Raw genomic sequence first — 12,656 nt, 5'->3', positions numbered from 1 at the left:
GAGGCGGCCTCAGCCGCCTCCGGCGCGGTCGTAGGCGCGGTTCACCGCGTCGTTGAAGCGGGTCATGGCGTCCGGGTGGTCCAGGCCGAGCAGGTAGGTCTTCAGCTTGCGCCGGGTGGCCGCGAGGACGTCCTCGTCGCCGTGCTCCAGAGCCTGGAGCACGGCGGGCAGCTCCTTGAGGTCCTCGGTGAGGAGATAACCCCCCTCCGCGCTCGGGTAGCGCTCGCGGAAGTCCTGCTCCGGCATTCCCGAAACGTTGGTCACCATGTACGGCTTGCCGCTGGCGATGAAGTCCGCCACCACGCTGGAGATGTCGGTGATCAGCAGGTCGGCCTGGTTGAAGCAGTCGTAGAGGGCCGGTTCCGGGGCGGTGACGGTCTGGTGCCTGATCGGCTCGGCGCGGGCCGTACCGGCGGGGTGGCGGGCGATGGACCGGGACAGCTCCGCCTTCTCCAGCAGTGCGCAGATCTGCCGGTGCGCGTGGCCCGCCGCCGGGTTGCGATAGCCGGTCAGCGGGTGAGGCTTGTAGATCACCCGGAGCGCCGGGCTGCGGGCGAGCAGGAGGCGGACGATCTCCGGGCCCATCGCGATGATCGAGGTGTGGAACAGGTCGTCGGTCCACCCCTCCCAGGTGGGCGCGTAGAGCACCGTGCGGTACGGCAGGCCCGGCCCGCAGGCGCGGATGCCGGTGAGCTGCGGACGGCCCACCTCGTGGATGTCCTCGTCCCGCACGCCCACCTGGGCGCGGAGATAGCGGTCGCGGCCGGCCTGCCCGGCCACCCAGACCTCGTCGTAGACCTTGGTGAACGGGTTGAACGACGCCTCCTTGTCGCTGTCCCCGTGCCCCACGAAGACGCTGCGCATCCCCTGGAGGCGGAGCATGTGGATGTTCTTGCCGACGTTGGAGGGGTACAGGCACACCCGCGCGGTGCGGAACGCACTGAAGCTCATCAGGTCGGCCGCCACCGGGATGCAGACCACCGGCAGCGAGGTCTCTCCCAGCACCTTGAGCATGTCCCGCTCCCGCAGCACCACCACGGCCGGCCGGTCGATCCGCTCCAGCGGGCGCAGCCACATGGTCGCCTGGTAGGCCGAGTCGTTCGGCCCGGAGAAGTAGAGGATCACCTCGGGCCGGTACTTTCCAAGGCTTTTCCCGACCGCTTTCAGCACCTGACGCCTGTTCTTGAGGGGCCGGACACGGAGCAGGTGGGGCAGCAGGCCGATCATTCCCGCGATTTCGAGGCCCAGCCCGATCGCCGCCCCGGCCGCACCCAGGTGGCCGGTGCCGCGCACCGCGTCCAGGGCCGCGCCGCCCACCGGCAGCATGTCGAGATAGAGGAAGCGCATCCCCTTGTAGTTGACCAGGACGTCCGGAGGCGGTGCCGGGATCCTCATCGCGTCGATGTTGCGGGTCAGCACCGGCAACTGGCTGAGGACGCGGTTGTAGAGGAGCGCCAGCCAGGTCTGCGCGGCCCGCGCGCCGTGCATCGCGAACAGCCCCACGGCCAGGGCCGCGAACCAGGGTGAGTCGGTGCCCGCCGTACGGGCGACGAGGAGGATCGCGGCCATCTCGCGGATCGCGAACCGCAGGGTGACGCCCATGTAGATCTTGCTCAGCAGATCGATCAGCGGGCGGGCCCGGCGCCTGGCGGCGATCTCCGCCGCGTAGGACACCACGCAGAGCGCCAGGAACGGCCACGGCCGGGGCCACACGGCCGTGATGATCAGCAGCGGGTACGAACCGAGCAGTGCGGCGCCCACCGCCGGCACACGAAGGTCACGCTTCACCTTCCGACGTTAACCCGTGTGCTGGCATTTGCCCTGGTAGGCGCGCTGTGTCAGGTTCCGTCGATGCGGACGTCGATCACGTGTCCGGTGAGGTCGGAGATGAGCACGTCCATCGACGTCTGGGCGACGGCGCGCGGTGAGAGCAGGGTATGCGCCGGTTCCTCACCGAACGCGCGGGACCGCATCGGGGTGCTGGTCCGTTCCGGGTTGACGCAGTTGACCCGCACGCCGTACTCGGCCCACTCGTCGGCGAGCGCCTGGGTCAGGTTGACCACGGCGGCCTTCGTCGAGGAGTAGAGGCTGTAGTCGGCCCGCCCCCGCGTGTAGGAGGAGGAGGTGTACAGCAGCAGGTGACCCCGGGTCTCGCACAGGTGGGGGATGGCCGCCCTGGCGATGTTGACGGGGCCGAGATAGTTCACGCCCACGGTCTCGGCGATCGTGGCGTCGTTGACCTCGCCGAGCTTGCCCATGTGGAGCACCCCGGCGGTGTTGACGACGTAGTCGATCCTGCCGGTCTCCTTGGCCACGTGGGCGAGCGCGTCGCTCACCGTCTGGGGGTCCTCGACGCGCACCCCGTTCAGGGAGCGCGAGAAGGAGAAGACCTCGGCGCCGTGGCGCTCGGCCAGGGCCACCACGTCGGCGCCGATGCCGTAGCTGCCGCCGAAGACCACCATGGTCCTGCCCTCCATCGCCTCCCGATAGGCGAGGGAGGAATGCTCGGGGGCACTGCTCGCGGCGAGCTGGAAGAGCTTGTCGGCGATGAACACGTCCACCGGGTGGGTGACCTTCATGTTGTGCTCGCTGCCCGGCACGATGTAGATCGGCACGTCGGGCAGGTAGCGCAACACCACCCCGCAGTCGTCGGTGGGCGGCTGCCGGTCGAAGTCGGGGTCGGCGAAGGCCCGCTCATAGGCCTCGCGGATCACCGAGAGCCGGAAACACTGCGGGGTCTGCCCGCGCCGCAGCCTGGAGCGTTCCGGGATGTCCCGGATGACTTCCCCGCGCGGGCCGGGGGCGGCGACCACGATCGTGTCCGAGCTCGGGATCGCCACGTCGACGGCGGAGTAGATCTTCAAGGCCTCCACGCACTCGGTGATGATCCGGGGCTCCAGCAGCGGCCGCACCGCGTCGTGCAGGAGCACGTTGCACTCCTGGGAGCCCAGGGCCTTCAGCGCCCGCCACGTGGTGTCGGTACGGCTCGCGCCCCCCTCCAGGATCTTGCTGACCTTCCTGAAGCCGTTGCGGGCGACGATGCGCTCCACGTCCTCGGTGAAGCCCGGAGTCATCAGCACGATGATCTCGTCGACCTCCGGGGCACCGCTGAACAGGGCGAGGGTGTGCTCAAGGATCGTCTTTCCGGCGATCTTGATGAGCTGCTTGGGGGTGTTGAGGCCGACACGCTGGCCGACTCCGCCGGCAAGGACGACCCCGACGGTACGAAGGCGTGGTTCAAGAGCGGCCAAGGTCAGCTTCCTTCAACAGTCTGGATATGGCGAGCGTAATGGTTGCGTACCCGATCGCGGATCGCGCTCCCGTGCTATCCAGTCAAGATCTCGCTACGCTAAGTGCGCACTCCCCGATTCGTACGGTGACCCCGTCGGATACGAAGGAGCCCGGTTTGCATGATTCTCGCGCTTCCGCAACGTCTGGAGCCTCCCAGACGGCCGCCGTCGTGCTCGCCACCACCGCGGCGGCGACTCTGCGCTGCCCCGAAGGCACGCTGCTCGACCGGCTGACCGGCCAGCTTCACGCGCTCCCAGTCGGAGACGTGCATGTGGTGGCCCGGTCCAGCGACGTCATCCACGCCCCCGGCGGCACCTACATGATCGGTTCAGAGGGGTCGCGCGGGCTCGCCGACGACCTGCGCAGAGTGGCCAAGGTGGCCCGCGCGTCCAGCGGCCCGGTGGCCGTGGTCGCCGGAGACCTCGTGGCCCACACCGAGGCGCTGGCCATGCTCCTGAAACACCCCGCCCGGGACACGGGCGCGCTGGTGGCCACGGACGGCGACGAGCCGGGGCCGTTGCACCCGCCGGTCAGGGTCGAGGGAGGCCTGGTGGTGGCCGCCGGCGGCTCGGCCGACGAGGTCCCCGGAGCCAACGGCACCTTCAGGGGCGCGTTCCAGGTGGGCCTGTCCGACCTCGTGAGCCTCGCCAAGACCGCGGACGCGCTGGCCGAGCGGTCCGAGACCGGCGGTTTCGGGCCGACGGACGGCGCGGAGGTCGGTGAGCTGCTCCTGGCCGGCCTGATCGGCTCCGGCGTCCAGGTGCGCGCGTCCGGGCTCGGGCGGCTGCACTGTGACCGGGTGGCCGAGCAGGAGAGCGCCGACTCGGCCGTGACCCGGCTGGGCGAGGTGGACGAGGCCAACGCCCGGCTGGACGCCGCGGTCAAGACCAACGACGGCTTCTTCACCACCTACTTCGTGAGCTCCTGGTCCACGCACGTGGTCAAACTGGCCGCCCGGCTGGGCCTGACGCCCAACGCGGTCACCGGGATCTCCGTCGGCCTGGCCGCGCTCGCCGCGCTCTGGTTCTCGGCGGGCGTCCGCCCGGCGCTGATCGTCGGGGCGGTTCTCCTCTACCTGTCGTTCGTCCTCGACTGCGTGGACGGCCAGCTCGCCCGTTACACCCGCGCGTTCTCCCCGATGGGGGCGTGGCTGGACGCCACCTTCGACCGCGTCAAGGAATACGTCGTCTACGTGGGCCTCGCCTTCGGCTACGCGGCGCAGCCGGGGGAGTCCGGCGGTGACCCGGACGGCATCTGGACGCTGGCCGTGGCGGCGATGATCATGCAGGCCATCCGTCACATGATCGACTTTTCCTACGCGGGGTCCCGCGCGGACGCGGCCGGGGCGAACCGGGCGGGCGTGACCTTCGCGGACCGGGCGGACGTGACCCGGGCGGATGTGACCCGGGCGGATGCGGCCCGGACCGATGTGACCCCGGCGGGCTGGACGGAGGCGATTCCGGCGGACTGGGCGGACGTGACCCCGGAAGACTGGGCGGACATGACCTCGGCGGGTCGGGCGGACGTGACCCGGGCCGGAGCGGCCGTCCCCGACACGCCCGCTGACCTGGCTGCCGTCCCCGACGCGCCCGCCGACGAGGTCGTGCCGCCTCCGACGCCGCCGGAGCGGCGGGCCGGGACGGAGGCCGGAATCGCCGCCGCGGAGCGGTATCTCCGCGACCGCCGGCGACCTGGAACGGGCCTGGCCGGCATGATCATACGGATGTCGCGGCACCTGGAGCGGCACTCCGTCACCCGATGGTTCAAGAAGATGATTGTGCTTCCCATCGGTGAGCGGATGGCTTTGATCGCGGTGACCGCCGCGCTGTTCGACGCGCGGGTGACCTTCGTCGCCCTGCTGGCCTGGGGCGGTGTCGCCGCCCTCTACACGCTCGTCGGCAGGATCGGCAGGTCACTCAGCCAATGACCGGGGACGACGGGCTCCGCGGCGAGCGGAGCGGGAGGCGAAACGCAGCGAGCATTCCGCGAAGCGAGTGAGGAGACGGGTTCGACCATGACTTCCGTGGAGATGACGCCGGTGCCGCGCAGCACCGTGGTGGCCTACCGGGACGACGGGGTGCTGTCGCGGGCGATGGGCACGCTGGTGCTCGGACAGCTCCCGCCACTGCCGCCCGCGCTGGTCGGGATGTTCGTGACCGGGGTGCTGCTGATGGTGGGCGTGGCCGGCACCGACGGCCTGGCGGTGTTCGCCCCGGCGGCGGCGCTGCTGCTGGCCGGCCCCGGCAGCTCACATCCCCACGACGGCCGGATCGACTGGCTGGTCCCGCCGATCCTGCGCCTGACCGAATACGGGTTCGTGGCCTCGGTGGGGTTCGCGCACGACGTGCCGCCCGGGTTGATCTTCCTGTTGCTCGGCGCGATGGCCTTCCACCACTACGACGTCGTCTACCGGGTGCGGCAGCGCGTCTATCCGCCGGCCTGGCTGGCGACGCTGGGCCTGGGCTGGGACGGCCGTATGCTGCTGATCGCGCTGGGCGGCCTCGTCGGCCAGGTGACGCTGGTGTTCGCCCTGCTCCCGCTGTATCTGTGGGGGCTCTTCGGGTGGGAGAGCATCACGTGCTGGCTGGCCGCGCCGCGCTCGGGGGCGGACGCGGCCGATCTGGGCGCGCACGACTGAGAACACCTGGCAAACCTCCAATTACACGATCAGGGCCTAAAGGCAACTAACCTTTGGGGCCAGGAGTGCCCGCCGAGGGGCTCACTTGGATGAGGAGTGCACGTTGCTGGGAATGGTGCTGGCCGCCGGGGCCGGACGACGCCTGCGGCCGTACACGGACACGCTGCCCAAGGCGCTCGTGCCGGTCGACGGTGACACCACGATCATGGACATCTCGCTGCGGAACCTCGCGGCGGCCGACCTCCGCGACGTCGTGGTCATCGTCGGTTACCAGGCGCAGGCCGTACACGAGCGGAAGGCCGAGCTGGAGCGGCGGCACGGCGTGAAGCTCACCCTCGTGCACAACGACAAGGCCGAGGAGTGGAACAACGCCTACTCCCTGTGGTGCGCGCGCGACTACTTCGACCAGGGCGTGCTGCTGGTCAACGGCGACACCGTGCACCCGGTCTCCGTCGAGGAGACGCTGCTGTCCGCACCGGTGACGAGTGACATCCTGCTCGCGGTGGACAACGTGAAGAAGCTCGCCGACGAGGAGATGAAGGTCACCCTCGACGAGAACGACCACCTCAAGCTGATCACCAAGCTGATGGACCCGGCCGAGGCCGCGGGCGAATACATCGGCGCCACGCTGATCCGCCCCGGCATCGGCGAGCGCCTCGCCGACGCGCTCCAGGCCACCTTCGAGCGCGACCCGCAGCTCTACTACGAGGACGGCTACCAGGAGCTGGTCGCCCGTGGGGAGAAGATCGCGATCGCCCCTATCGGCGAGGTCTCGTGGGTCGAAGTGGACAACCACGACGACCTCGCGAAGGCGCGGGAGATCGCGTGCCGATACTAGCCAGGATGCTGCCCGCCCCGCTGACCATGGAGGTACGGCGGGGCGCTATCGCGCAGCTCGGTTCGCTGCTCGCCGACAGCCGGGTGGCGACCTCCGGGCGGGTGGCGGTGGCGGTGGGCGTGGGCCAGGGAGACAAGATCGCCTCGGTGATCGCACCCTCGCTCGACGAGGCCCAGGTCTTCCGGGTGCCCGACGGCTCGGTGGACGCCGCGGTCGCGCTCGGCGCCGACCTGCGTAAGGGCGCCTACGAGGCGGTCGTCGGCATCGGCGGCGGCAAGACCATCGACGCGACCAAATACGCCGCGTCGCTCGCCGGGATCCCGATGGTGGCGGTGGCCACCAACCTGTCGCACGACGGGATCTGCTCGCCGGTGGCGTCGCTGACGCACGACGGGGGCAAGGGTTCTTTCGGCGTTCCCATGCCGCTGGCCATCATGGTGGACCTCGACTTCGTGCATGACGCGCCCGAGTCTCTGGTCCGTTCCGGGGTCGGCGACGTGGTGAGCAACCTGTCGGCGATCGAGGACTGGCAGCTGGGCAACGCCGAGCGGGGCGAGCCGATCGACGGCCTGGCCTGCTCGATGGCCCGCACCGCGGCGGAGGCGGTGATCGGCAGGTCGGACTCGATCGAGTCCGACGCCTTCCTGACCGTGCTGGCCGAGGCGCTCATCCTCTCGGGGATGTCGATGGTGATCGCCGGGTCTTCCCGTCCCTCAAGCGGTGGGGATCATGAGATCCTGCATGCCGTGGATCAGCTTTTTCCCGGCACATCCAACCACGGCGAGCTTGCCGGGATCGGTGCCGCTTTCTGCTTCTTCCTCCGAGAAGACTCCCGGAGGCTGACCCAGGTCGTCGACTGCCTGCGCGGGCACGAGCTGCCGGTCACCCCCGCCGACGTGGGGCTGACCGAAGACCAGTTCACCGCCGCGGTCATGCTGGCGCCCTCGACGCGTCCTGGGCGCTACACGATCCTGGAGCACCTGCGCCTGTCCGAGCCGGAGATTCGCGATCGGGTGGGGGACTATGTCCGGGCCGTCGGTCGCTGAGCTGCGTGCGGTGGCCCAGCCGCACTCGACCATGGGCCGCAACAGCGGCGAGCACTGGGCCGGCGTGCTCTACATGCGGAAGCTGTCGATCTACGTCACCTGGTTCCTCGCCAAGACGCCGATCACGCCCAACCAGACCACCTGGTTGATGATCCTGTCCGGGCTGCTGGCGGGCGGGGTCCTCGCGCTTCCCGGCGTCTGGGCCGCGGTCGGCGCGGCCCTGCTGATCCAGATCTACCTGCTGCTCGACTGCTCCGACGGCGAGCTGGCGCGGTGGACCGGGCGGACCTCCATCACCGGCGTCTACCTGGATCGGGTCGGCCACTATTTCGCCGAGGCCGCCCTGCTCATCGGGCTGGGCTTCCGCGCGTCCGAGGTCCTTCCCGACTGGTACACCGTGATGGGCTTCGCCGCCGCGCTCGGCGCCATCCTGATCAAGGCGGAGACCGACCTGGTCGACGTGGCCCGTGCCCGGTCCGGCCTGGTCGCGGCGACCGAGGCCGCGGCCGAGCAGTTCCGTTCGCGTGGCCTGAGCCTGGCCCGCAAGGCCGCCGCCGCCCTGAAGTTCCACAGGGTCGTCCAGGCGGTCGAGTTGTCCATCCTCGTGGTGGTCGCGGCGGTCTGGGATATGCTCAGCGGCGGTCTGGCCGCCACGAGGGTGCTCACGGTGGCCTGCGTGGTGGTCGCGGTGCTGCAGATGATCCTGCATCTGGTGAGCATCCTGGCGTCGAGGCGGCTCTCATGAGGAACCGGATGGCGTTGCGGTGCGTCCTAGGTGCGAACATCTCACTGTTTGGTGGGTGTTCGCCCTGGGTTCCGATACGCTTATTTCCTGGTAAAGCAGGAACCTCTAGCTATGCCCGCACTGCCCGCCACACAGACTCGGTGATCATGAAAGTATGCTCCGTACGTGCTCTCGACGCGTCAAGGCGATGACCCGTTGAAGATCTCGTGCGTCATCCTCACCATGGGCAACCGGGTCCCCGAGCTGGGCCGGGCGGTCGAGTCCGCGCTGAACCAGATCGACGGCGACGTCGAGGTGGTCATCGTCGGCAACGGCGCGGACGTTCCCGAGCTGCCGGTCACCGTGCCTCCCGGCTCGGCCGCCTCGATCAAGACCGTGCGCCTGAGCCACAACACGGGCATCCCGGCAGGTCGCAACCGCGGCGTCGAGGAGTGCTCGGGCGACGTGGTGCTCTTCCTGGACGACGACGGCTGGTACGGCGCGATGAACGTCGTCTCCCACCTGCGTGAGCGCTTCTCCACCGAGCACGATCTCGCGGTCGTCTCCTTCCGGGTCATGGACCCCGACGGAGGCGTCGGCCAGCGCCGCCACGTCCCCCGCCTGCGTGCGGGCGACCCCGGGCGGTCCTCCCCGGTCACCACCTTCCTGGGGGGAGCCTGCGCCATCCGCCGCTCCGCCTTCCTCCAGGTCGGCGGGCTCCCCGAGCGTTTCTTCTACGCCCACGAGGAGACCGACCTGGCCTGGCGGCTGCTCGGCGAGGGCTACCGCATCGAATACGACGCACAGACCGTCATGTACCACCCGCAGGTTCCGCCGACCCGCCACGCGGACTTCTACCGCCTCAACGCCCGCAACCGCGTCTGGCTGGCCCGCCGTAACCTGCCCTGGCCCCTGGCCGCGCTCTACCTCCTCAACTGGGTCGCCCTGACGTTGATCCGCGAGCGTTCCCGGCCCGCCCTGCGGGCCTGGTTCAAGGGCTTCGTCGAGGGCCTTCGCGAGCCCGCGGGCGAGCGTCGCCCCATGGGCTGGAAAACCGCCTGGCGCATGCTCCGCCTGGGCCGCCCGCCCATCGTCTGACGCCGGTACGGGGCCGGGAGACGCCCGGCCCGCGACCACGTTTCCGAACGGTGAAGCGACCCCGTCCCCGAACACCTTCTCGTGGCGCAGGTACGGCAGGGCCCGGACGCGCGATCGCCGGATGAACGACGGGACATGCCGCTAGATTTCGTGTTCCGGCCTTGTTCGAGTGGGTTTTGGGGCCGGAACCCGAACGATGGCTCCATGGGCGCCGCAGGGGCGCCGCGAAAGGTTCCGGCGTGGACGTCTACACCCTTGGCGAGGCCTTCGCCGTCGTCACCAGCAGTCGGGTCCGTCACGAGCACGAGGCCAGGCTGGACGTGACGGGGGCCGAGTTCATCGTCGCGGTCGGGCTGGCCCGGCTCGGGCACGAGGTGGCCTGGCTGGGCAAGGTGGGCGGTGACGAGGCGGGCGCGCGGATCCTCACGGTGCTGCGCGGGGAGGGCGTGGACGTCTCGGACGCGCGGGCGCAGGAGGGGTCCCCGACCGGGATGCTCCTCAAGGAGGTCAGGGCCGGGCAGGAGGCGAAGACGACCTACTACCGGACGGGTACCCGGCTCGCGCAGGGAAACGTCCCCGTGGACCGGATCGCGGGCTCCCGTTTCCTGCACGTCAGCGGGATCACCGCCGCGCTGAACGCGCGCGACGCCATGCACGCCGCGGTGCGGGCGGCGCGAGCCGCGGGAGTCACCGTCTCGGTCGCCGTCGACTACCGCGAGCAGCTCTGGCCGGACCTGAGGGAGGCCACGGAGGAGCTCGGCGCGCTGGCGTGCTCGGCCGACGTGCTGTTCGTCCGGCAGAGCGAGCTGGACCTGGTCAAGCCCGCTCTCACCGGGGATCGGGAGATCATCGTGATGCGGGGCACCCGAGGCGTGAGCGTCCGGGTGGACGGCGTCCGCCACGACCTCCCGCGCCCCGCCACACCCGTGGTCGACCCCGGAGGTTCGGAAGAGGCCTTCGTCGCGGGCTATCTCAGCGCGCTGCTGGAGTACCTGCACCCCGCCGACCGGCTGCGCAGGGGAAACCTGCTGACGGCCTTCGCGGCCTCGGGACCCAGCGACTGGCAGGGGCTCCCCACGACGGCCGAGCTGCCGCTGCTGGAAATCGAGGGCTAGCGGACCGGCAGGGGGCCGGCCTACAGCTCCTTCGCCTCGCCGAAGGTCATGGTGAGGTGGGAGGCCGTGGTGGTCATCAGGGCGCGTTTGGGCAGCCCGAGCTCGCTCAGCTCCTTGGCCACGGGGTGGTTGCCCAGCCGGATCAGGGCACCACCGGGGCGCACGCGGACACTGCGGGGGGACATCGACCAGGAGGTGCGCCGGGTGACGCCCTCCAGGTGGCTGTAGGCGTCGACGGGGGCCATCGTGCCGCGGGCGGGTATGGGAGTGCCGGGTTTGATCAGCAGGTCCAGCACCAGACGGTCGTCCTTGCGGACGATGCACCGCTTGTAGGGGGACGACAGCCGCAGGTCGATGTCCGCCAGCTCCTTGGGAAAGCCCCAGATCGCGCGGCCCGCCTCAAGGGTGAACCCCTGGTCGACGGGAAGCCAGTGGACGAACGCCCCCGCCCCGGTCCTGCGCAGCTCGGACAGGCCCGCGCGCACCCCCCGCCGGAGCGGTGGCGCCGAGCCGGGCGGCCGGACCAGGAAGGCGACGCCGAACTCGCGGTAGGCGTCCAGATCACCGTCGGTGTATTCGGCGAACACCAGCGAGCAGAGGGCCTTGCCGGGCAGCACCTCGGCGACGTCCAGCCCCGAGTAGGCGATCACGGCTCGGGCCGCGTCGGCCCGGACCAGGTAGGACGCACTGCAGATCGCGGCGTCCCGGACACGCACCGGCATTTCGATCTCGCGTCCCTGGATCAGATGGCGTGCCATGCCTCCAGTACACCAATCTCCTGTCCGGACGTCACTGGTTTGCCCGCCCATTCCTCCAGTTGTCCGACGAACTCGCCCGCGTGGTCAGGCCAGTTGTAGCGGAGCGACGCCTCCTCGTAACCACGCGCGCCCATCGCCGCGGTTCCTCCGGGATCGTCCCGCAGGGCCAGTACGGCGCGCAGCACCGCGTCCACGTCCCCGAAGGGCACGACGACGCCGCAGCCGACCTGGTCGATCATCGAGGCGGCCGCCGGGAGCGGTGTGGTGATCACGGGCAGCCCGCGGGACATGTACTCGACGACCTTGGTCGGCATCGAGTGCCGGTAGTTGGGCACGTCGTGCAGGAGCGACATCCCGGCCAGGGCCCCCTCGGCCATCCGCAGCGCGTGCTGGTTGGGCACGTAGCCGTACCAGTCGAGCAGCCCCTCCCGCTGCGCGTCCCGCAGCAGCGGCCGGATCTCGATGTCGGCGGCGCCCACCAGGTCCATCCTGATCCCGTGCGGGAGCAGCCGCCGGGCCAGCTCGATCAGCTCCGCCGCACCCCTGGCCCGGGAGAGCTGGCCCACGTAGATCACCCGGTTGTCGCCGGGCGGGGGAGGCGGCCGCCGGGGGACGTAGGTGGTGTTGAGCACCACGGGATGGGGCTGGGCGAACCGCTCCCGGTAGGACTCCTCGGCGAGGATCAGGCGGAGGCGGCGCTCCGCGCGGGCTTCGACCCGGTGGATCAGCGGCGGCAGGATCCGGCGCAGGGGCTCCGGGAGGTACGGCTTGGCCTCCAGCGCGGCGGCCGTGTCCTCGTGCACGTCCCACACGGTGGCGGGACGGCGCCTGGGCAACCGGAACAGCAGCTCGATGTCATGGACGATCAACAGGTCGGCGCCCTCGGCTCCGCGCTTCAGGGCCCCGCGGGCGGCCTTCAGCGCACGCCTGCGGCGACGGCCGACCGCGCGGGGGACGTCGATCGCCCGGATCCGGGGATCGGGGGTGACGTTGCAGTCGGTGAAGGGCGCGACATAGGTGATGTCGTGCCCTGCATCGAGGAGCGCCCGGATCTGTCGGTGCATGATCCGGGCGTCTTCGGGGTGATGAACGATTGTCCCGACACATACCCGCATATGCCGATGCTGAGTGTCGGTTCCGTCATCACC

11 protein-coding genes are annotated in these 12,656 nt (G+C 70.3%); 7 read left to right on the top strand and 4 right to left on the bottom strand.

Going from position 1 to position 12,656, the window contains the following annotated elements:
* Window positions 1-9: 9 nt before the first annotated feature.
* Together ACFY2X_RS35795 and ACFY2X_RS35790 are read right to left on the bottom strand one after the other, a co-directional pair.
* Window positions 10-1,788: a CDP-glycerol glycerophosphotransferase family protein gene (locus ACFY2X_RS35795; RefSeq protein WP_389947387.1), complete on the bottom strand. Its 1,779-nt coding sequence runs from the start codon at window positions 1,786-1,788 to the stop codon at window positions 10-12.
* A 50-nt stretch (window positions 1,789-1,838) separates the two neighbouring features.
* A complete protein-coding gene (locus tag ACFY2X_RS35790; RefSeq protein ID WP_389947385.1) occupies window positions 1,839-3,251 on the bottom strand; it encodes an SDR family NAD(P)-dependent oxidoreductase in 1,413 nt (470 codons plus the stop codon).
* A gap of 155 nt (window positions 3,252-3,406) precedes the next feature.
* On the opposite strand from ACFY2X_RS35790, the gene ACFY2X_RS35785 reads away from it, so the two are divergent.
* The 7 genes from ACFY2X_RS35785 (at window position 3,407) to ACFY2X_RS35755 (ending at window position 10,750) form a co-directional block, all read left to right on the top strand.
* Entirely contained in the window at window positions 3,407-5,218 is a 1,812-nt protein-coding gene (locus tag ACFY2X_RS35785) for a CDP-alcohol phosphatidyltransferase family protein (RefSeq protein ID WP_389947383.1), read from the top strand.
* Between the two features lie 87 nt (window positions 5,219-5,305).
* Entirely contained in the window at window positions 5,306-5,929 is a 624-nt protein-coding gene (locus ACFY2X_RS35780; RefSeq protein WP_389947381.1) for a DUF5941 domain-containing protein, read from the top strand.
* Window positions 5,930-6,032: 103 nt separating this feature from the next.
* Entirely contained in the window at window positions 6,033-6,767 is a 735-nt protein-coding gene (locus tag ACFY2X_RS35775; protein WP_389947522.1) for a sugar phosphate nucleotidyltransferase, read from the top strand.
* A gap of 5 nt (window positions 6,768-6,772) precedes the next feature.
* Window positions 6,773-7,813 carry an iron-containing alcohol dehydrogenase family protein gene (locus ACFY2X_RS35770; protein WP_389947520.1) on the top strand — a complete coding sequence of 347 codons (1,041 nt, stop codon included), beginning with the start codon at window positions 6,773-6,775 and terminating at the stop codon, window positions 7,811-7,813.
* Complete coding sequence (locus ACFY2X_RS35765) at window positions 7,791-8,558, top strand: CDP-alcohol phosphatidyltransferase family protein (protein ID WP_389947379.1); 768 nt, start codon at window positions 7,791-7,793, stop codon at window positions 8,556-8,558. The genes ACFY2X_RS35770 and ACFY2X_RS35765 overlap by 23 nt, the downstream gene beginning before the upstream one ends.
* Before the next feature lie 195 nt (window positions 8,559-8,753).
* A complete protein-coding gene (locus ACFY2X_RS35760) occupies window positions 8,754-9,635 on the top strand; it encodes a glycosyltransferase family 2 protein (RefSeq protein WP_389947518.1) in 882 nt (293 codons plus the stop codon).
* A 239-nt stretch (window positions 9,636-9,874) separates the two neighbouring features.
* Window positions 9,875-10,750 carry a sugar kinase gene (locus ACFY2X_RS35755; protein WP_389947377.1) on the top strand — a complete coding sequence of 292 codons (876 nt, stop codon included), beginning with the start codon at window positions 9,875-9,877 and terminating at the stop codon, window positions 10,748-10,750.
* 20 nt (window positions 10,751-10,770) lie between these two features.
* Here the strand turns inward: ACFY2X_RS35755 and ACFY2X_RS35750 are convergent, their stop codons facing one another.
* Together ACFY2X_RS35750 and ACFY2X_RS35745 are read right to left on the bottom strand one after the other, a co-directional pair.
* Complete coding sequence (locus ACFY2X_RS35750; RefSeq protein ID WP_389947375.1) at window positions 10,771-11,508, bottom strand: acetoacetate decarboxylase family protein; 738 nt, start codon at window positions 11,506-11,508, stop codon at window positions 10,771-10,773.
* Window positions 11,493-12,623, bottom strand: a complete 1,131-nt coding sequence (locus tag ACFY2X_RS35745) for a glycosyltransferase family 4 protein (RefSeq protein WP_389947373.1) — start codon at window positions 12,621-12,623, stop codon at window positions 11,493-11,495. The genes ACFY2X_RS35750 and ACFY2X_RS35745 overlap by 16 nt, the downstream gene beginning before the upstream one ends.
* Window positions 12,624-12,656 lie beyond the last annotated feature (33 nt).

The sequence above is a fragment of the Streptosporangium sp. NPDC000396 genome, from assembly GCF_042898655.1.
In the GTDB taxonomy this organism is placed as follows: domain Bacteria; phylum Actinomycetota; class Actinomycetes; order Streptosporangiales; family Streptosporangiaceae; genus Streptosporangium.
Note: the sequence above shows the minus strand (reverse complement) of the source record. Positions and strands in the feature narration are given on the sequence as shown.